The organism is Streptomyces sp. NPDC014623 (genome assembly GCF_043088245.1).
Classification (GTDB): Bacteria; Actinomycetota; Actinomycetes; order Streptomycetales; family Streptomycetaceae; genus Streptomyces.
In genome coordinates, this window is record NZ_JBIBZU010000011.1 from 232,777 (window position 1) to 253,150 (window position 20,374).

16 protein-coding genes and 2 pseudogenes are annotated in these 20,374 nt (G+C 70.0%); 3 read left to right on the forward strand and 15 right to left on the reverse strand.

All coding sequences use genetic code 11. The features are described from left to right. Positions 1–224: 224 nt before the first annotated feature. Positions 225–1,370, reverse strand: coding sequence for an AI-2E family transporter (locus ACF1FZ_RS19770; RefSeq protein WP_391774702.1), 1,146 nt, complete (start codon positions 1,368–1,370; stop codon positions 225–227). 192 nt (positions 1,371–1,562) lie between these two features. Beyond that, positions 1,563–1,757, reverse strand: coding sequence for a DUF3046 domain-containing protein (locus ACF1FZ_RS19775; RefSeq protein WP_391774675.1), 195 nt, complete (start codon positions 1,755–1,757; stop codon positions 1,563–1,565). A gap of 81 nt (positions 1,758–1,838) precedes the next feature. On the opposite strand from ACF1FZ_RS19775, the gene ACF1FZ_RS19780 reads away from it, so the two are divergent. Then, entirely contained in the window at positions 1,839–2,753 is a 915-nt protein-coding gene (locus ACF1FZ_RS19780; RefSeq protein WP_391774676.1) for a hypothetical protein, read from the forward strand. A gap of 11 nt (positions 2,754–2,764) precedes the next feature. Here the strand turns inward: ACF1FZ_RS19780 and ACF1FZ_RS19785 are convergent. The 3 genes and pseudogenes from ACF1FZ_RS19785 to ACF1FZ_RS19795 form a co-directional block, all read right to left on the reverse strand. Then, positions 2,765–3,069: pseudogene (locus ACF1FZ_RS19785) on the reverse strand (AzlD domain-containing protein). Then, positions 3,066–3,880, reverse strand: a pseudogene (locus tag ACF1FZ_RS19790) (AzlC family ABC transporter permease). The pseudogenes ACF1FZ_RS19785 and ACF1FZ_RS19790 overlap by 4 nt, the downstream one beginning before the upstream one ends. 10 nt (positions 3,881–3,890) lie before the next feature. Continuing rightward, positions 3,891–4,754, reverse strand: coding sequence for an AraC family transcriptional regulator (locus tag ACF1FZ_RS19795; protein WP_391774677.1), 864 nt, complete (start codon positions 4,752–4,754; stop codon positions 3,891–3,893). Positions 4,755–4,854: 100 nt separating this feature from the next. Here ACF1FZ_RS19795 and ACF1FZ_RS19800 point away from each other — a divergent pair, with 100 nt between their 5' ends. Both ACF1FZ_RS19800 and ACF1FZ_RS19805 read left to right on the forward strand, forming a co-directional pair. Then, positions 4,855–9,570: a DEAD/DEAH box helicase gene (locus tag ACF1FZ_RS19800; protein WP_391774678.1), complete on the forward strand. Its 4,716-nt coding sequence runs from the start codon at positions 4,855–4,857 to the stop codon at positions 9,568–9,570. 57 nt (positions 9,571–9,627) lie between these two features. Further along, entirely contained in the window at positions 9,628–10,434 is an 807-nt protein-coding gene (locus ACF1FZ_RS19805) for an Fpg/Nei family DNA glycosylase (RefSeq protein ID WP_391774679.1), read from the forward strand. A gap of 51 nt (positions 10,435–10,485) precedes the next feature. On the opposite strand, the gene ACF1FZ_RS19810 is transcribed toward ACF1FZ_RS19805, so the two are convergent. From ACF1FZ_RS19810 to ACF1FZ_RS19855, 10 genes are all read right to left on the reverse strand, one after another. Next, a complete protein-coding gene (locus ACF1FZ_RS19810) occupies positions 10,486–10,704 on the reverse strand; it encodes a hypothetical protein (RefSeq protein ID WP_391774680.1) in 219 nt (72 codons plus the stop codon). A gap of 301 nt (positions 10,705–11,005) precedes the next feature. Continuing rightward, complete coding sequence (locus tag ACF1FZ_RS19815; RefSeq protein WP_391774681.1) at positions 11,006–11,194, reverse strand: CsbD family protein; 189 nt, start codon at positions 11,192–11,194, stop codon at positions 11,006–11,008. 209 nt (positions 11,195–11,403) lie between these two features. Next, positions 11,404–11,874 (reverse strand): Dps family protein, encoded by a 471-nt coding sequence (locus tag ACF1FZ_RS19820; protein WP_391774682.1) that lies wholly within the window; start codon positions 11,872–11,874, stop codon positions 11,404–11,406. 212 nt (positions 11,875–12,086) lie between these two features. Then, positions 12,087–12,470 (reverse strand): helix-turn-helix domain-containing protein, encoded by a 384-nt coding sequence (locus tag ACF1FZ_RS19825; protein ID WP_014153702.1) that lies wholly within the window; start codon positions 12,468–12,470, stop codon positions 12,087–12,089. 109 nt (positions 12,471–12,579) lie between these two features. Then, a complete protein-coding gene (locus tag ACF1FZ_RS19830; protein WP_391774683.1) occupies positions 12,580–13,095 on the reverse strand; it encodes a CinA family protein in 516 nt (171 codons plus the stop codon). Next, complete coding sequence (pgsA, locus tag ACF1FZ_RS19835; protein ID WP_391774684.1) at positions 13,092–13,913, reverse strand: CDP-diacylglycerol--glycerol-3-phosphate 3-phosphatidyltransferase; 822 nt, start codon at positions 13,911–13,913, stop codon at positions 13,092–13,094. The genes ACF1FZ_RS19830 and pgsA overlap by 4 nt, the downstream gene beginning before the upstream one ends. Further along, entirely contained in the window at positions 13,910–15,388 is a 1,479-nt protein-coding gene (gene rimO, locus ACF1FZ_RS19840) for a 30S ribosomal protein S12 methylthiotransferase RimO (RefSeq protein WP_391774685.1), read from the reverse strand. The genes pgsA and rimO overlap by 4 nt, the downstream gene beginning before the upstream one ends. Positions 15,389–15,552: 164 nt before the next feature. Continuing rightward, positions 15,553–16,353: a helix-turn-helix domain-containing protein gene (locus ACF1FZ_RS19845; protein ID WP_391774686.1), complete on the reverse strand. Its 801-nt coding sequence runs from the start codon at positions 16,351–16,353 to the stop codon at positions 15,553–15,555. A gap of 213 nt (positions 16,354–16,566) precedes the next feature. After that, positions 16,567–19,362 (reverse strand): DNA translocase FtsK, encoded by a 2,796-nt coding sequence (locus tag ACF1FZ_RS19850; RefSeq protein ID WP_391774687.1) that lies wholly within the window; start codon positions 19,360–19,362, stop codon positions 16,567–16,569. A 109-nt stretch (positions 19,363–19,471) separates the two neighbouring features. Continuing rightward, a complete protein-coding gene (locus tag ACF1FZ_RS19855; RefSeq protein ID WP_391774688.1) occupies positions 19,472–20,152 on the reverse strand; it encodes a two-component system response regulator in 681 nt (226 codons plus the stop codon). Positions 20,153–20,374 lie beyond the last annotated feature (222 nt).

The window sequence follows — 20,374 nt, forward strand, 5'->3', positions numbered from 1 at the left end:
CAACCTCACGGCCGGGCCCGGCAGACCTGGCCGGAGCTTCATGAGAATAGATGTTCGATTTCAGTGTCAAGCATCTCACGTCGGGCCGACACGAAAGAGAACAGTCGCTATTACCAGAGACGCAAGAACAAGTCAATGAAACGTGTCGTACATCATACCGAGTCCAGGCCATTGAGCTCACCGGAGCGGGCGGAGAGGAACCGGGACCGGCCTGTCGGCCGATGTCACCGGCTGTCGTCGGCCGGGCCCGTGCCCTCCCCGCCGCGCCGCACCACGCGGCGGATCCTCGACAGCGCCGGCGCGCCGTGGCGCTGTCGGTGGCCGCCTTGCACCCTCGGGTCGTCCATCACGTCGTAGCGCTTCACATACGCGCCCAGGAACGCCTGAAGCGTCGCCACGGCCGGAATGGCGATCAGGGCCCCGACAGCCCCCATCAGCGCGGTGCCCGCGACCACCGAGCCGAAGGCGACCGCAGGGTGGATGTCGACCGTCTTGGACGTGAGTTTCGGCTGCACCACGTAGTTCTCGAACTGCTGGTAGACCACGACGAAACCGAGGACCCACAGAGCGAACCAGGGGTCGACGGTGAACGCGATCAGCATGGGCAGCGCGCCGGCCAGATACGTACCGATCGTGGGGATGAACTGTGAGACGAGGCCGACCCAGACCGCGAGTGCGGGCGCGTAGGGCACTCCGAGGGCCACCAGCAGGATGTAGTGCGAGACGCCGGAGATCAGCGCCATCAGCCCGCGCGAGTAGATGTAGCCACCGGTCTTGTCGACCGCGATCTCCCAGGCGCGCAGCACCTCGGTCTGCCGGGAGGGCGGCAGCACGGAGCACAGCGCTCTCCGGAGCCGGGGCCCGTCCGCGGCGAAGTAGAACGAGAACAGGAAGATCATCAGCAGCCGGAACAGCCCGCCGAGCACGGTGGTGGAGACGTCGAGTACACCGGTGGCGCTGTTCTGCACGTACTTCTGGAGCCAGTCGGAGTGCAGCAGGCTGTCCTGCACCTCCACCCGGGAGAGCTCGGTGCGGAAGGTCTGGTTGACCCAGTTGATCACCGAGTCGAGGTACTTGGGGAACTCCTCGACCATGTCGACGATCTGACCGGCGAGCATCGAGCCGAGCAGGACGACGAAGCCGAGTCCGGCGATCAGCACCGCGAGGAAGACCAGGAAGGTGGCGAGTCCCCGGCGCATCCCGCGTCCGGCCATGCGACTGACGGCCGGCTCGATGGCCAGCGCAAGGAAGAAGGCGATGAGGACGTTGGTCAGCAGCCCGATGAGCTGGTAGAAGGCCCAGCTGCCGAGCTGGAAGCACCCGTAGAGCGCCAGCGCCATGACGATTGCACGCGGCAGCCAGCCGGGCATGCGGACAGGGCCTGTGCCGGGCGGCGGATTCGGTGGTGCGGCCGGCGGGACGGGCGGCGAGGCGGGCGGCTGGGTCTGGGCTGTCTCGTCTGTCGGTGCCACGGGACAAGTCTCGCTCACCGAAGTGACAGCCGGATCCTCAGCCCGGAGGTGGTGCAGGCCGCGCAGTCGTGCCGGGGCGGACCGCCTCGCTCAGCGCTTCTCCGGCGGCACACCGACCGCCGCGCAGACCCCGCGCCAGACGTCCTTGGCTTCCCAGCCCGCGGCCAGAGCCTCGTGCACCGTACGGCCACCGAGTTCCGCCATGACGTGATCGCGCGCGAAGGAGTCGGCGTACGTCTCCCCGAAGTGGTCCGCCATCCGTTCCCAGAAAATCGTCAACCGCATGCCCCCAGTATCCCGCTCCTGAGAGTGCAGCCGGGCCGGGACCGCCCCGTCGACGGCCTGATCCCCTCTACGGTCGGAACCATGGCCGGAAACGGAGCAAACCCCCTCGCCCACGCCGAGCAGTTCATCTGGCTCACCGCGCGCGTTCTCGAACAACGGCGGTTCGCCCACCTCTTCCTGGGAGGAAGCGCGGACGCCGTCGAAACCGCGCTCGACGCCTATCGGAACGAGGACGGCGGCTACGGTCACGCGCTCGAACCCGATCTTCGCGGACCTGTGAGCCAGCCCCTCCACACCGCTCGTGCGCTGAGCGTCCTCGACTCGATCGGCCGCTGCGGTGGTCTGCGCGTGGAGCGGATCTGCCGCTACCTCACGGCCGTGTCGACCAAGGAAGGCGCGTTGCCCGCGCTCCACCCCTCCCAGCGCGGTTATCCTGCGGCACCCTTCATCCCCGTGGTCGAGGACCCGCCTGCCGAACTCCTGGCGACGGGTCCGGTGGTGGGGCTGCTGCACCGTAATCAGGTGTGGCACGCCTGGCTGTTCCGGGCCACCGACTTCTGCTGGGCCGCCGTGGACGCCCTGGAACAGTCCCATCCGTACGAGATCGAGGCAGCCGTCGCCTTCCTGGACGGCGTACCCGACCGCACGCGGGCGGAACCGGCAGCAGACCGGCTGGGTCAACTGGTGCGTGAACAGGGGCTGGTGGTGTTCGATCCGCGGAGCCGCGCGGACCACCCGGTGGCCCCTGGTCACGCCTCGGGAGCACACCACTTCCCTCACGACTACGCCCGCACACCCGGGTCACTCGCACGCCGGTGGTTCAGCGACAGCGAACTGGAGAGTTCCCTGGATCATCTGGCGGCCGGACAGCAGGAAGACGGGGGCTGGCCGGTCGACCGGAGGCAGTGGGCCCCCGGGACGGCCCTGGAGAGCCGCCCGATCGTGACGCTCAACGCCCTGCAGACCCTCCGGGCGTACGGCCGCGGCCCGCGCTGATCCGTCCCTCCTCAGAGCATGGCGCGTCCGAGTGCGGTGACCACGACGGCGACACCGACGACGGCCAGGAAGGGAGCACGCAGGACGAGGCGAGCGCCGCCGCGGCGAGCCCCGCCGTCCGGGCGTCCAGCACCAGTTGCTGCCCGCCGTCGAAGGTCTGCTGGGCGGTGAGAGCTGCGAGCAGCGCCACCGGCATGAGCGCTGCCAGCTTCTGCACAAGGGGGCGTTCCAGGGCTCCGGCGGGGACCAGGAGCCCCAGGAGCTTGGCGAGGTAGCAGCCCACGGCGGTGAGCCCGATGGCGATCCAGGCGTTCATCGGCCCTCCCCGGGCGTCGTGCCTCCGGTGGAGGTCTCGTCCTGAGTGTGCTTCCCCCGGCCCTTCAGGAACCCGTCCCCGGTGCTCTTGCCGCGGCCCTTCAGGAAGAGGACGACCGGAGCTGCCAGTGCGGACACGAGTACGGGCGCGCCCGCAGGCAGTACCGGCAGGAGACCCAGCACCAGCAGGACGGCGAGCCCGGCTGTCACGCGCTCCGTGGTGCTCTTCAGCATCGGCGCGAGCAGGGCGAGGAACACGGCGGGGCCGGCCGCTTCCAGCCCCCAGGCGCCGGTGTCGCCGAGCGCCTTCGCCCCGAGCGCTCCGACCGGTGTGGTCAGGTTCCACAGGGTGTAGAGCGTGAATCCGGTGACGGTGAACCCGATGCGCGCTGCGCGCCTGGTGGGCTGGGGCAGGGTGACGGCGGTCGTCTCGTCGATGACCCAGTGGGCGGCGAGGGGGCGCAGTACGGCCGGCAGGGCGAGGAGCTGTGACAGGCGTAGTCCGTAGAAGGCGTTGCGGGTGCCCAGGAAGAACGCTCCGGCCGCGGCGGTGCAGGGGTTGCCTCCGGCCGCGAGCGCGCCCACCAGGGCGAACTGGGAAGCGCCGGTGAAGACGAGGAGACTCAACGCACAGGTCTGGAGGAGGGCCAGTCCGGAGCCTGCCGAGGTCACGCCGAAGGCGAATCCGGAAAGGCCCACGGCTATGCCACGCCGAGTGCGTCCCGGACCACGGCGGAGTCCGGTTTCTCCGGACCCGCGCCGTGCGCGTCGGGGACACCGGTGCTCTGAGGGGGTGCTGTCTGTTCTGCCACGTCCCGGACGCTACGGGGAAAGCTTCCTGCCGGTCTTGTACGTTATTGCACGCTCGCGCTGGTAGGCGCCCGGAGGTACTCCGACGATCCGGGTGAAGTGACGGTTGAGATGGGGCTGGTCGGTGAAGCCGACGGCAGCGGCAGCATCGGCGGGCGCGGTCCCCGCGTCGAGCATGCGCCGGACGCGGCGCACCCGGGCATCGGTGAGCCAGGTGTGCGGGGGCATGCCGTACTGCTTCTTGAAGGCCCGCAGCAGCGCGAAGGGGCCGGTGCCCAGCTCGGTGGCGAGCGCCTGCAGGGTGGGCGGCCGTTCCATCCGCTCCTCCAGCGCCGCCCGCGCGCGGGCGGCGTCACGGGCGCCGGCGAAGTGTGAGGCCCTGGCCGCCAGCACGCTGCCGTGGCGGTCGAGCAGCCTGGCGACCAGGACACGCAGGAGGCTGTCGGCGGCCGGGGCGTTGCCCTCCTCGGCCGCCCGGTGGACCTCGGTGATCAGCCGGGCGGCACGCGGATCCCTCGCACCGCTCTCGGCGAAGCCGGCCGTGCCGCGCAGGCTCGTCAGGTCGGCCGCGATGTCGTTGATCACCCGGGCGGCTGGGTAGAGGGTGGCGTACACCCATCCTCCGGGCACCCCGGCGCGAGCGGTGTGCGGCACTTCCGAGTTGATCATGACTACGGTGCCGGGCCCTGCGTGCACGGTGCCGCCGGGGAGACCGACGTCCTCGACACCGCTGGTGAGGGTGCCGAGGACGTAGCCCTCATGACTGTGGCGCGGAAAGGTGTGACGGACGTACCGGGCACGCAGCAGACCGAGGTGGGGCAGCTCCGCGTACTGCCAGTGCCTCGCCCGTTCCCGTGTCGGACCCGCCTCCGCCATGTCCGTGTTCTCGCAGGTCCGGACGAGGGACCGAGGCCCGGTGAGGTGAGTTCGGGCCCGTCCACCGGCTGTTGTCAGTGGCGGGGTGCACGATGGTGACATGGCCGGTTCCGCACTCGATTCGTTCTCTCCCGCGACCCGCGGCTGGTTCGCGGGAGCCTTCGACGCGCCCACCGCGGCGCAGGAGGGTGCCTGGCGGGCCATCGGTGAGGGTTCGGACGTGCTGGTCGTGGCACCGACCGGATCGGGTAAGACGCTCGCCGCCTTCCTCGCCTCTCTGGACAGACTGGCAGCCGTCCCGCCTCCGGCCGAGGCGAAGAAGCGCTGCCGCGTGCTGTACGTGTCTCCGATGAAGGCGCTCGCCGTCGACGTGGAGCGGAACCTGCGTTCGCCGCTGACCGGGATCCGTCAGGAATCGGTGCGGCTCGGCCTGCCCGAACCGGAGGTGCGGGTGGGCGTCCGTTCCGGAGACACCCCTCCGGCCGAGCGGCGTTCGATGGCGACGAGACCGCCGGACATCCTGATCACCACCCCCGAATCGCTGTTCCTGATGCTCACCTCGTCGGCGCGGGACGCGCTGTCCGGGGTGGAGACGGTGATCGTGGACGAGGTGCACGCCGTCGCGGGCACCAAGCGCGGTGCCCACCTCGCCGTCTCCCTGGAGCGTCTGGACGAGTTGCTGCCCCGGCCCGCGCGACGTATCGGGCTGTCGGCGACGGTCCGCCCGGTCGACGAGGTCGCGCGGTTCCTGTCACCGCAGCGGAGGGTGGAGATCGTCCAGCCTCCTTCCGCCAAGGAGTTCGACCTCTCCGTCGTGGTCCCGGTGGAGGACCTCGGCGACCTGGGCGGCTCCCCCGCCACCGGCGACGAGGGCGGCCAGGCGGAGAAACCGTCGATCTGGCCCCATGTCGAGGAGCGGATCGCCGATCTCGTGCAGTCGCACCGCTCCACGATCGTCTTCGCCAACTCCCGGCGGCTGGCGGAGCGCCTGTGCAACCGGCTGAACGAGATCGCCTGCGAACGGGCGGCCGGCGCCGCGCCCGAGGAGGAGCGGGAGGCCGACGGACACCTCCCCGAGGCCCACTCCCCCGCCGAGATCATGGCCCGGTCCGGGGCTGCGAAGGGAGCGCCTGCCGTCCTTGCCCGTGCGCACCACGGCTCGGTGTCCAAGGAGCAGCGCTCACAGGTCGAGGAGGATCTCAAGGCGGGACGGCTGCCCGCCGTGGTGGCCACCTCCAGCCTGGAGCTGGGGATCGACATGGGTGCGGTCGACCTGGTGATCCAGGTCGAGTCTCCGCCGTCCGTGGCGTCGGGGCTGCAGCGGGTGGGACGTGCCGGGCACCAGGTCGGCGCCGTGTCCACCGGGGTGGTCTTCCCCAAGTACCGCGGTGATCTCGTGCAGGCGGCCGTCGTCACCGAACGGATGCGGGAGGGCGCCATCGAGGCACTGCGGATCCCGTCCAACCCCCTGGACGTGCTCGCCCAGCAGATCGTCGCCACGGTCGCGCTCGACAGCTGGCAGGCCGACGACCTGCTCGCTCTCGCCCGCCGGGCGGCCCCTTTCTCCTCCCTCCCCGAATCCGCGTTCACCGCGGTGCTCGACATGCTCGCCGGACGCTATCCGTCCGACGCCTTCGCGGAGTTGCGGCCCCGTGTGGTGTGGGACCGCGTCACCGGTACGGTCACGGGCCGTCCCGGTGCCCAGCGGCTCGCCGTCACCTCGGGCGGCACCATCCCCGACCGGGGGCTCTTCGGCGTCTTCCTGGCCGGCGCGGACCCGAAGAAGGGCGGCGGGCGCGTCGGCGAGCTGGACGAGGAGATGGTCTACGAGTCCCGGGTCGGTGACGTCTTCACGCTGGGCACCACGTCCTGGCGGATCGAGGACATCACCAGGGACAGGGTTCTGGTCTCTCCCGCCCCCGGCGTCCCCGGCCGGCTGCCGTTCTGGAAGGGCGACCAACTGGGCCGTCCACTGGAGCTGGGCCGCGCGCTGGGCGCCTTCCTCCGGGAGCTCGGCGGGCTGTCGGCCGAGGACGCCAGGCTCCGGCTGCTCGCCGCCGGGCTCGACGCCTGGGCGGCTGACAACGTCCTGTCCTACCTCGACGAGCAGCGCCGTGCCTGCGGTCATGTGCCGGACGACCGGACGGTCCTCGTCGAGAGGTTCCGGGACGAGCTGGGCGACTGGCGCGTCGTGGTGCATTCGCCCTTCGGCGCCCAGGTGCACGCCCCGTGGGCGCTCGCCCTGTCCGCCCGGCTCGGGGAGCGGTACGGCATGGACGCACAGGTCATGCACGCGGACGACGGCATCGTGCTGCGGCTGCCGGACGCCGATCTGATGGGTCTCGACCTCCTCGATTTCGACCCGGACCAGGTGGATGCGGGCCACAGGGCCGGTGGCGCCCCGGCACACGGCGGTGCAGGCCCGGCCTCCCCCGCCGTCGGTCACGACAGCGAGCAGCCCCCCGTCGGAGCCACCGACGTGGTGTTCGACAAGGGCGAGATCAGCCAGGTCGTCACCGAACAGGTCGGAGGCTCGGCCCTGTTCGCCTCCCGGTTCCGTGAATGTGCCGCGCGCGCTCTGCTGTTGCCCCGGCGCAGCCCCGGAAAGCGCACCCCTCTGTGGCAGCAGCGTCAGCGCGCGTCCCAGTTGCTCCAGGTCGCCTCCGAGTTCGGTTCGTTCCCGATCGTCCTCGAAGCCGTTCGCGAATGCCTCCAGGACGTTTTCGACGTCCCCGGTCTCACCGAGCTGATGGGTGACCTGGAGGCGCGCCGTATCCGTCTGGTCGAGGTCACCACACCCGAGCCGTCGCCGTTCGCCCGCTCCCTCCTCTTCGGCTATGTCGCGCAGTTCCTGTACGAGGGCGACTCACCCCTCGCCGAGCGGCGGGCGGCAGCCCTCTCGCTCGATTCACATCTCCTGGCCGAGCTGCTGGGCCAGGCGGAACTGCGCGAGCTGCTCGACGCAGAGGTCCTCGGCGAACTGGAGCGGGAACTCCAGTGGCTGACCGACGACAGGAAGGCCAAGGACGTCGAGGGGGCCGCCGATCTGCTGCGCGTCCTCGGCCCCCTCACGGACTCCGAGCTCGCCGAGCGGGGCTCGGAGCCCGCGTGGGCGCCGGAACTGGCGACGTCCCGGCGTGCGATCCAGGTCCGTATCGGCGGAACCGCCCACTGGGCAGCCGTCGAAGACGCGGGCCGGCTGCGTGACGCGCTCGGTACCGCACTTCCGGTGGGGGTCCCCGAGGCGTTCACCGAGCCGGTCAAGGACCCTCTCGGCGACCTTCTCGCCCGGTACGCCCGTACGCACGGCCCGTTCACCACCACGCAGGCGGCAAGCCGTTTCGGCCTCGGCCCGGCGGTCACCGACGGGGCGCTGCGACGGCTCACCGCGTCGGGCCGCGTCGTGCAGGGTGAGTTCCACCCCGCGGGCATCGGCCAGGAGTGGTGCGACGCCACGATCCTCCGGCGGCTGCGCCGCCGTTCACTCGCCGCCCTCCGCCAGGAGCTGGAGCCGGTTCCGCCCGCCGCCCTCGCCGGCTTCCTCCCCCGATGGCAGCACCTCGGCGACAACAGCCTGCGTGGCATCGACGGGCTGGCCCGCGCCATCGAGCAGTTGCAGGGCGCCCCGGTGCCCGCGTCCGCCCTGGAGAAGCTGATCCTGCCGAGCCGTGTCGTGGGCTACACCCCCGCCATGCTCGACGAGCTCACCACCACCGGCGAAGTCGTCTGGGCAGGCGCGGGTGCCCTTCCCGGAAAGGACGGCTGGCTCTCCCTCCACCTGGCCGACAGCGCGCCCCTGCTCCTCCCGCCGCCCCGCCCGCTGGAGGAGACCGCGTTGCACGAGTCGGTTCTCGCCGTCCTCTCCGGTGGGTACGGGCTCTTCTTCCGGCAGATCGCCGATCAGGTCCGGGCGACCACCCACCCGGACTGCGCCGATCCCCAGCTGGCCGACGCGCTCTGGGACCTGGTCTGGTCCGGACGTCTCACCAACGACACGCTCGCCCCCTTGCGTGCGCTCCTCGGCTCGGGGCGCACGGCCGGCTCGACCGCGCACCGCGCAAGGCGCAATGTGCCGCGAGGCCGGTACGGGTCGCTGACCGCGGCAGCCCGTCCCGCGTCCCGCACCGGTCCGCCGACCGTGTCGGGACGCTGGTCGCTGCTGCCCCCGGCCGAACCCGAGCCGACCCATCGCGCGCATGCCCTGGCCCGGACCCTCCTCGACCGTCACGGCGTGGTGACCCGCGGGGCGGTACAGGCCGAGGGTGTCGAGGGTGGTTTCTCAGCGGTCTACCGTGTCCTCGCCGCGTTCGAGGACAGCGGGCAGGCCCGCCGGGGTTACGTCGTCGAGGGGTTGGGCGCGGCCCAGTTCGCCATGGACGGTGCCGTGGACCGGCTCAGGGCTGCCTCCACCGCACGCGACCGCGCGGACCCCGGTTCGGCTCCCCGTGCGCTGGTCCTCGCAGCGGCCGATCCCGCCAACGCGTACGGTGCCGCCCTGCCCTGGCCCGAGTCGCCGGACGGCGCGGGACACAAGCCGGGCCGTAAGGCGGGGGCACTGGTGGTCCTCGTGGACGGCGAGGTCACCCTCTACATGGAGCGCGGAGGCAAGTCTCTTCTCGCGTGGCCCACCGACCCGGCCGGCCCGGTGCTCCGTGCCGCGGCCGAAGCGCTCGCGTCGGCCGCCCGCGCGGGGATGCTCGGCACGGTCACGGTGGAGCGCGTCAACGGCGTCTCCTCGCTCACGTCCTCGCTGGGCCCCGCCCTGGAGGCCGCCGGTTTCCTCGCCACGCCACGCGGCCTGCGGCTGCGTGCTTGAGGGCCGCTCCGGGACGGCCGGGGACCACGCTTGGCCCTGTCCGCGCATCATGGATACATGCCTGAAGGTGACACCGTCCTGCAGACCGCCCGACGTCTCGATGCGGCCCTCGCCGGCCAGGTCCTGACGGTCTTCGACCTGCGGGTCCCCCGGTTCGCCACAGCCGACCTGACCGGCCGGAGCGTGGTGGACGTCACGGCGCGCGGTAAGCACCTGCTCACCCGTTTCCAGAACGGCCTCACCCTCCACAGCCACCTGCGCATGGAGGGCGCCTGGCGTGTGTACGACCATGGCGAGCACTGGCGAGGCGGCCCTGAGCACCAGATCCGTGCCGTGCTCGCCACTGCGGAACACACCGCTGTCGGCTACCGGCTGCCCGTCCTCGAACTGATCCGTACCGAGGAAGAGGATCAGGCCGTCGGCCATCTCGGTCCCGATCTGCTGGGCTCGGACTGGGACCCGGACGCAGCCCTGCGCAATCTGCTCGCCGACCCCGGCCGCCGTGTCGGGGACGCTCTCCTGGATCAGCGCAATCTCGCCGGTATCGGCAACGTCTACATGTGTGAGCTCTGCTTCATGGCTCGTGCGACCCCCTGGCTCCCGACGGGCGAGCTGCCCCTGCCCGTCGCCACCCGTCTGGTCAGCACCGCCAAGCAGCTCCTGGAGGCCAACCGCGACCGTCCGGTACGGACCACGACCGCCGCGACCGCAGCGATGTCCCGCAGGCGCCCACGAGAACGCCTCTTCGTCTACGGGCGGGCCGGGCGCCCCTGTCTGCGCTGTCGCACACCCATCCGTAAGGCGGTCCGCGACGACCGCCCCGCCTACTGGTGTCCGCGCTGCCAGGCAGGTCCCACAAGCTAGGTCCATGGTGGTGGTCGCGGGCTGAGAGGCCCGCGGGCGCTCGCTGAAAGGCTAGGAGGGTATGTCCGGCTGGTCCGCCCGGGGTTCATCGGCAGGCTGCTCAGGCCGCGCCACGGCTGCCGCATGCACCGGCAGCAGGCTCAGCCCCCACCCTCCCGCCACCACCGCTCCCTCGACCACCCCGGTGTGTTCCGGCTCCAGAAGCAGCCGAAGCACCGCCCACCACCACACGCCGCCGAGGACGAACGCCGGCATCCATCGCCGTACCATGGCTGCCTCCTCCGGCCGACGCTAGTACGGCATGATCCGCGACGGGAGGGCGCACCGGCACGCTACCGGCGTGCACGACGCGAGCTGAGCGACAGCGCGCGCCCTCTCCGGAAGGCCGTTGCCGGGAGAGGTGAACCCGGCCCTCCCCCGCAGTTTCCCCCGGGTCGGCGCCGACTGCATCCCGCGGCCCTGGGCTGTACCCGCGCCCCGCGGCCCCGGACACGTCGGCGCGCTCTCTGCCCCCGGACATGCCGGCGCCCCCGGGGTCAGAATCCGCGGGGGCACGCCGGTGGGTGGTTCTCTACTTGTCGTCGGTGAGGGAGTCCTTCACTCCCTTGGCGCGGTCTCCGGTGGCGCCGAGGGCATCTTCGGCCTTGGCCCTGGTCTGGTCGGACTTGCCTTCGGCCTCCTTGCGGCGGTCTCCGGTGACCTTGCCGGTCGCTTCCTTGGCCTTGCCCTTGAGCTTGTCCATGGCCTTCTTGTCCGTCACGGCAATTCCCTCCTCGATTTCGAGCTCAGGCGCTCTCCGCCTGGGACATCTTGAGGTGTTGTTCCAGTGGTCGGAGCCGGTTTCCGGTTCCGGAATCCTTCCGGCCGGGGCCTGGATTCCGGAACTCTTCCGTATGACCACGAGATGCCATGGGATACGTAGGGATATGCGTTTCCCCAGGTCATCCCACGATTACACCCTTGATCTGCTCACGCGGATTCCGCCTGGAACATCCATGCGTGCTTCTCGAGATCCGCGGTGAGTGTGATCAGGATGTCCTGACTGATGGGGTCCGGTTCGTCCGTCGCCTCGATCCGCTCCCGCATGCGGTCGATGACCACGCGAAGGGCGTCGACGAGCACACGCACCGCGTCCACGTCCTTGATCCAGCCCTCGGGCACGGAATCGATGGCCGTGGTCTTCGCGAGCGTCCGGGACCGGCCGTCCGGGTTGACCCCGAGCGCGGAAGCCCTCTCCGCGACCGTGTCCGAGTGCTGGCGCGCTGTGTCGACGACCTCGTCGAGCTGGAGGTGCACGGATCGGAAGCGGGGGCCGACCACGTTCCAGTGGACCTGCTTGGCCACCAGCGAGAGGTCGACCAGGTCGACCAGCGCGCCTTGCAGCGCGTCCCCCACAACCTTACGGTCGCCGTCGGACAGGGCGCTCTTCACGACAGACATGCACTTCTCCGTTCAGATAGCTTTTCGACCAACCATCTGTCCACAATGCCACATATGGAACGAAACGGTCATTCGGGTGGCTGTTCCGAAGAATCGCCACTCCGGCCTCACCCAGCGCCTGCCCCATGAACGGCCCTGCACACACGCGGCACACAAAAGCCCCGGCCGGCCCTGGAAGGGCCGGCCGGGGCTTCGCGCCACGAACCGTGCGGTCAGGCGGCGACGACATCCACCGCTTCGGCGGGTGCCTTGATGGTCACCCGCCCCGTCGGTACGCCGGCGACCGACGCAACAGAGACGGAATTGAGCATCGGGCGTACCGGTACAGGTACCGCATCACTGGCTGCTGCCGACTCGGCCAGTTCGGCCAGCGACAGTTCATCGCTCACTTCACGCATGAGCTCGGACATCCGTACGTCCAACGCGTCGCAAATGGCGGAGAGCAGTTCGGAGGATGCCTCCTTCTGCCCCCGCTCCACCTCGGAGAGATAGCCGAGCGAGACTCGGGCGGACGAGGAGACTTCGCGCAGAGTACGGCCTTGGCGCTGGCGCTGCCGACGCAGCACGTCACCAAGCAGGCGACGGAGCAGAATCATCGGTGGCTCCCTCCTCGGACCGCGTAGCCGCATCCTTCACGCCCCACCGTACCGCCTCGCGCTGCGGCCGTGCGGGGAGCGATGTCGTGTTCACTCAGGGCTGCAAACATCAAGTCCCCCCGTTCTGTTCCGTATCCTGTGCCCTCGCATTTTCGCCGAGTTCGCCCGAGAGCAGTTCGAGCAGGCTCCGTACAGTCTCCTTACGGATGTCCGCCCGCCCGCCGTTCAACCTCAGCTCGGCGACTTTCCGCACGCCGTCCGGCCCGGAAACGGCCACGAAGACCGTCCCCACAGGCTTGCCGTCCTGCGGCTCGGGCCCCGCGACCCCGGTGGTCGAGACACCCCAGTCCGCGCCGAGAACCCGGCGTACGCCGACGGCCATCGCCTGCGCGACGTCCGGATCCACCGCTCCGCGCTCGTCCAGGAGTGCGCCGTCGACGCCCAGAACGTCCCGCTTCAAGGGCGTTGCATACGCCGTGACGGACCCACGGAAGCACCGCGAGGCTCCGGGTACGGAGGTGAGTTCGGCGGCCACCAGTCCGCCGGTGAGGGACTCGGCGGCCGCGAGCGACTCACCGCGCTCCTCAAGCCGCCGCAGCAGCACCTGAGCCGCCGACGACGTCACCGCTCCGCCTCCGCGGCCTTCCGGCTGACCACCGCGCGGTCCCCTACCGGTTCCCCGATGGACTTCACCGCAGGCTCCACCACTCCTTCAGCCGCCCCGCCCGCCTCCTGCGCCGAGCACCGCACACCGGAGGAGGTGTTCTCCGCGTCCGCCACCGCCGCGACCGCCTCCAGCGCAGCGGCCAGCCCGCGGCGGCGCAACACGACGGCCTGGCGCACGTAGTCGAGGCCGGTGACGACCGTCAGCACGACGGCGGCCATCATCACCCAGAACCGCAGGGTCGCCAGGGGGCCCGTCAGCGCGAGGACGTACATGCCCACGGCGATGCCCTGGGCCAGGGTCTTCGCCTTCCCGCCGCGACTGGCCGGGATCACCGAGTGCCGGATGACCCAGAAACGCATGAGCGTGATGCCGAGCTCACGGAAGAGGATCACGCCGGTGATCCACCACGGCAGGTCCCCGAGCGTCGACAGGCAGATCAGCGCCGCACCCATGATCGCCTTGTCCGCGATCGGGTCGGCGATCTTCCCGAAATCCGTGACCAGGTTGTACGCGCGTGCCAGATGGCCGTCAAAGACATCAGTGATCATCGCGACGGCGAAGGCCGCCCAGGCGAACGACCGCCAGACCGGGTCGTAGCCGCCGTCGTGCAGGAGCAGCATGACGAACCCCGGGACGAGCAGCAGCCGCACCATCGTGAGGATGTTCGCGATGTTCCACAGACCGGCCTGATTGACAGCCGCCGCACCCAGCTTGCCGCCGCGGTGCGCCGGCGTCGCGCCGGAGCCGCCTGCCGCGGTCGCCGGGGCTCCTGTCATCTGGCTGCCTCCGCAAGCTCGTGGTGTTCGGCCACGAGGTCCACTCCCTCGGTGCCCACTGCCTTCGCTTCGACCATAAGGCCCGGCACAAGGCCTTCGCGTGCGGTGAAGACGACCTGGCCGTCCGTTTCCGGCGCCTGGTGGGCTGCTCGGCCCACCGCTACGGGCCCGTCCTCCTCCGATTCCACGGACTCGACGAGGACCTGGAGCGTCTCGCCCACCCGCTCCTCGGCGCGCTGGGAGGTGAGTTCCTCGGCGAGCTGCGAGATGTGCGCGAGCCTTTCGGCGATGACGTCGGCATCCAGCTTGTTCTCGTAGCCGACGGCCTCGGTCCCCTCCTCGTCGGAGTAGCCGAAAACCCCGATGGCATCCAGGCGGGCGCCCGTGAGGAAGCGTTCCAGCTCGGCGAGGTCGGCTTCCGTCTCACCGGGGAAGCCCACGATGAAGTTCGAACGCGCACCGGCCTGCGGCGCCTTCGTCCGAATGGTGTCCAGAAGTTCGAGGAAACGGTCCGTGTCGCCGAACCGCCGCATCGCGCGCAGGACCCCGGGGGCGGAGTGCTGGAAGGAGAGATCGAAATAGGGGGCGACCTTGGGGGTCGAGGTGAGTACGTCGATCAGCCCCGGCCGCATCTCGGCGGGCTGCAGATAGCTGACGCGGATCCGCTCGATCCCCTCGACGTCGGCCAGCTCAGGCAGCAGGGTCTCCAGGAGCCTGATGTCTCCGAGGTCCTTGCCGTACGAGGTGTTGTTCTCCGAGACGAGCATGACCTCCTTGACGCCCTGCTCGGCGAGCCAGCGGGTCTCTCCCAGGACGTCGGAGGGACGCCGCGAGATGAACGAGCCGCGGAACGAGGGAATGGCGCAGAACGAGCAGCGCCGGTCACAGCCCGATGCGAGCTTCACCGAGGCGACCGGGCTGGTCCCCAGCCTGCGGCGCAGTGGTGCCCGCGGCCCGGAGACCGGCGCGACACCTTCCGGCAGGTCCGCGGGAGCGGGCGCGATCTCCTGGGCGTGTCCGGGCAGCGCGACGGCGGCGTCCTGGCGCTCGGCCGGACTGATCGGCAGCAGCTTGCGCCGGTCGCGGGGGGTGTGGGAGGCGTGGATACCGCCGTTGAGGATGGTCTGCAGACGGTCGGAGATGTCGGCGTAGTCGTCGAATCCGAGGACTCCGTCGGCTTCCGGCAACGCCTCGGCGAGGTCCTTGCCGTAGCGCTCGGCCATACAGCCGACGGCCACGACGGCCTGGGTTCTGCCGTGATCCTTCAGATCGTTGGCTTCGAGCAGGGCATCGACGGAGTCCTTCTTGGCGGCTTCGACGAACCCACAGGTGTTGACGACGGCGACGTCCGCGTCCGTGGCGTTCTCGACGAGCTCCCAGCCGTCCGCTGCCAAGCGGCCTGCGAGCTCCTCCGAGTCCACCTCGTTACGGGCGCAGCCAAGAGTGACAAGGGCGACGGTACGGCGTTCGGGCATGGGCTCAAGACTACTTCGTCCTGGCACTCACCCTGCCGAGCAGGGTTCGCCGCTACGGAGAGTGAGCGAGCGGCCCGTGAGGCGGAAAGAACACGGGAACCACACGGGCGGTGTGTGCCAGGCAGTACTGCCTGGCACACACCGCCCGGAAGTACGGATGAAGGTCAGCCGACCTCGGGGTCGCCCTTGGTGTACGAAAGCCGCTCGACCTGACCGGACTCGAACTGATCGTCGACCTTCTTGCCGTTCACGAAGAGATCGATCACTCCGGCATCCCCCAGGACCAGGTCGATCCGTTCCTCGTCCTGGAAGGTCTTGGACTCACCCTCGGCCAGCAGACCGTCGAAGAGCAGCCGCCCGTTGTGATCCTTGGCGGAAATCCAGCTCTTGTTCTCGGTGACGCTCAGCCTGACCGTCACCTTGTCCAGCGGAGCTGCGGCGATGGCACTTTCGGAGGGGACGGGTTTGGGGTCGGCGGGCTTGGCCGTGGTGGGCTCGGGACCGGTCCTGTCGGGTGTCGAGCCTTCGGCGACCTGCGTCGAGCCCGAACCCTCGTCCTCGCCGTTGAAGAGCGTGAAGCCCACGAACCCGACCACGGCGACGATCGCGGCGACCATGGCCGCGGTCCAGTTGGGCCGACGAGGGTCGGAACGGATCCGCTCCGCCTCGAACAGCGGAGCCGCGGGCGTGGGCGCGGGACCACCACCGTGCTCGGCGTCGAATTCCGCGATCAGTGGGTCGGGGTCGAGTTCGACGGCGCGGGCGAGCATGCGGATATGGCCACGGGCGTACACGTCGCCGCCGCAGCGGGAGAAGTCGTCCTCCTCGATCGCGTGCACGATGAGCGTGCGCACCCGGGTGGAGCTGCTGACTTCCTCGACCGTCAGACCTGCGGCGATACGAGCCTGCTGAAGCGCGCGACCGATCGAAGGCCGGTCGTCTTCGGGGGAGTTGCCGATGGACACGGGAGCGCCTTTCGAGCGTGAGCCACCTGCTGGATGTTCAGTCTAGGGGTGGTACGAAAGGGTGGGGCAACCGGGAGCGATGGCTTTGTACGCCATCGGGTTCGCCGGACAGCCCCTCGGGCAGGGCACAGGGCGGAGAGCGGGACGAACCATCCCGCTGCTCCTCTCTTCAACTTGACGTACGGCCGGGCGAAACGGTTGCCCGCATAACTCCTACGGAGCGGTTTCCCCACGGATGACGGCCAGCACACCGTCGAGTTCGTCCGGTTTCACCATGACATCGCGAGCCTTGGAACCCTCGCTGGGACCCACGATGTTGCGTGACTCCATCAGGTCCATCAGCCGGCCGGCCTTCGCGAAGCCGACCCGTAGCTTGCGCTGGAGCATCGATGTCGAGCCGAATTGCGTGGACACGACCAGTTCGGCCGCCTGACAGAGCAGATCGAGATCGTCGCCGATGTCCTCATCGATCTCCTTCTTCTGCTTCGTGCCGGCCACCACGTCCTCACGGAAGACCGGCGCCATCTGATCCTTGCAGTGCTGGACGACGGCCGCGACCTCGGCCTCGGTGACGAAGGCCCCCTGCATGCGGGTCGGCTTGTTCGCCCCCATCGGCAGGAACAGACCGTCACCCTTTCCGATGAGCTTTTCGGCGCCGGGCTGGTCGAGGATGACCCGGCTGTCGGCGAGCGAGGAGGTCGCGAAGGCGAGCCGGGAGGGCACATTGGCCTTGATCAGACCGGTGACGACGTCGACCGACGGGCGCTGCGTGGCGAGCACCAGATGGATACCGGCGGCGCGCGCCAGCTGGGTGATGCGCACGATGGAGTCCTCGACGTCCCGCGGGGCCACCATCATGAGGTCCGCCAGCTCGTCGACGATGACCAGCAGGTACGGGTAGGGCGAGAGCTCCCGCTCGCTCCCCTCGGGTGCCTGGACCTTGCCGGCGCGTACCGCGTGGTTGAAGTCGTCGATGTGCCGGAAGCCGTAGGCCGCGAGGTCGTCGTAGCGGAGGTCCATCTCGCGCACCACCCACTGGAGTGCCTCGGCGGCCTTCTTCGGGTTGGTGATGATGGGCGTGATCAGGTGCGGGATGCCTTCGTAGGCGGTGAGCTCCACCCGCTTCGGGTCGACGAGCACCATCCGCACGTCCTCAGGAGTCGCCCGCACCATGACCGACGTGATCAGGCAGTTGATGCAGGAGGACTTGCCGGAGCCCGTCGCACCGGCGACCAGGACGTGCGGCATGTTCGCCAGGTTGGCCATCTCGTATCCGCCCTCGACGTTCTTGCCGAGTGCGACCAGCATGGGGTGGTCGTCCTCGGCCGCGTCCGCGAGGCGCAGGACGTCTCCGAGGTTCACCATCTCCCGGTCGGAGTTGGGGATCTCGATGCCGACGGCGGACTTGCCGGGGATCGGGGAGATGATCCGGACGTCCGGGCTGGCGACGGCGTAGGCGATGTTCTTGGTGAGGGCGGTGATCCTCTCGACCTTGACGGCGGGGCCGAGTTCCACTTCGTACCGGGTGACGGTCGGGCCGCGGGTGAAGCCGGTGACGGACGCGTCGACCTTGAACTCCGTGAAGACGTTGGTCAGCGAGGCGACGACGGCGTCGTTGGCGGCGCTGCGTGTCTTGCCGGGGCCGCCACGCTCCAGCAGGTCCAGCGAGGGCAGCGCGTAGGTGATGTCACCGGAGAGCTGAAGCTGCTCGGCACGCGCGGGCAGCGCCTCGGACCGCTCGGGGACGGGTTTCGTCAGATCGGGGACGGCGCCGGTGGGCGGGGCGGCGTTCACCGTGCCCCCGTTACCGGACGGAGTCCTCTCGGCCGACCGCGCACCGGGGACCGGGGTCCCGGTCCGTTCGCCTCCCCTGTCCGTGGAGACGCCCTGGGTCAGATCGGCGACGACCGGCGACGGGGGCATCCCGTTGAGCACGGCCCCGTCGAGCGCGGCAGCCGCGGCGGCCGCGACGTCCACGGCGTCCATGGAGCGGTTCATCGCCGGCTGGGCGGAAAGCCTGCGGGACCTGCGCCGCTTGGCCGGCGCCTCGCCCTCGGTGTGATCCGGGTCGTATACGCCGTCCGGCTCCGGGCGTCGCGCCGGGGAACGCCGCGAACGCTCGGGCAGCGCGTCGCGCCACTGCTCGTCGTACCGCTCGTCGTCACTCCCGTACTCCTCACCCGGCACGTACACCGGGTCGACGACGCCCAGCCTGACGCCGAGCTGCCGCAGCCGCCGGGGAATCGCGTTGACCGGGGTCGCGGTGACGACCAGCAGCCCGAAGACGGTGAGCAACAGGAGCAACGGGACGGCGAGGACATCGCCCATCATGAAGACGAGGGGCTGGGAAGCGCCCCATCCGATCAGCCCGCCCGCGTCCTGCATGGCGTCGGTGCCGTCTTCGCGACCGGGCGAGCCGCAGGCGATGTGGACCTGGCCGAGCACGCCGAGGACGAGGGCGGAGAGCCCGATGACGATACGCCCGTTGGCCTCGGGCTTCTCCGGATAGAGGATCAGCCGCACGGCGACGGCACCCAGCAGTATCGGCACCAGTAGATCGAGCCGGCCGAACGCACCCGTCACGAGCATCTCGACGAGATCACCCACGGGGCCCTGCAGACGTGACCAGGTGCCCGCCGCCACGACCAGCGCGAGGCCGAGGAGCAGCAGGGCGAGCCCGTCCTTGCGGTGTGCCGGGTCAAGTCCCTTCGCGCCGCGCCCTATGGAGCGGAACACCGCCCCGACGCCGTGCGCGGTACCGAGCCAGAGCGCGCGGACGAGCCTGTACACACCCCCCGTGGGGGACGGTGCGGGCTTGGGCGCAGCTTTCCTCGCCACCGCCTTCTTGGCAGGTGCCCTTTTGGCGGCTGTCTTCTTGACGGGCGCCGTCTTCTTCGCCGCGGCCTTCTTGACGGGCGCGGATTTCTTCACCGGTCCCTGGGTACGGCCGGCACCCTTCGCGGTGCCCGCCGTGCCCAGGGAACCCTTGCCGGACGTACGTGAGGCCATGTGACTGAGGTTACCGGTGCCGACGACTGTGGACACGTGTGCCTACCGCTTCACCCTTCCGTGTCGCCCCGCACAGGCGACGAACTGACGCGGCCTCAGCTGTCGCAGGTCAGCCCTGCGAGGGCAGCGTGGCCCCGGAACCGCTCGCGCCGGGCCCCAGGGCGTCGAGCGCGCGGCGCAGTCCGGTGAGCTTGCGCTCCAGATGGGCGGCGGTGGCCACGGCGGCGGCATCAGCCGATTCGTCGTCCAACTGCTTGGAAAGGGCCTCCGCCTGCTCCTCGACCGCGGCGAGCCGCGCCGAGAGCTCGGCGAGCAGGCCGGCCGGCTCTTTCTCGTCGGTGCTCTGGTGGGCGCCGCCTTCGAGCTGGAGCCGCAGGAGCGCCGCCTGTTCGCGCAGCTGACAGTTCTTCATGTACAGCTCGACGAAGACCGAGACCTTGGCGCGCAGCACCCAGGGGTCGAAGGGCTTCGAGATGTAGTCCACCGCACCCGCTGCATAACCCCGGAAGGTGTGATGCGGGCCGTGGTTGATCGCGGTCAGGAAGATGATCGGAATGTCCCGGGTCCGCTCCCGCCGCTTGATGTGCGCGGCGGTCTCGAAACCGTCCATGCCGGGCATCTGTACGTCCAGCAGAATGACCGCGAAATCGTCCGTGAGCAGCGCCTTGAGCGCTTCCTCCCCTGACGATGCCCGTACCAGTGTCTGATCGAGCGCAGAGAGGATGGCCTCCAGCGCCAGCAGATTCTCCGGCCGGTCATCGACCAGGAGGATCTTGGCCTTCTGCACCATGGCCCGTCCTCCTCGCCCCGGAATCGCACCGGGTGCCGCCCCAGGGGACGACTCCCTTACGCCGTCCGTCCTTGTGCCGGTCATGGTAGCCGCACCCTGCCCGTCACCACACCCTGTCACCGCGATGTCACTGTGCACATAACGAAAACGCGGCCGGAGACCAGAAGGTTCCCCGGAATCGGCACACTCACACCCTACGGACACAGCCGCCCGACGAAGTCC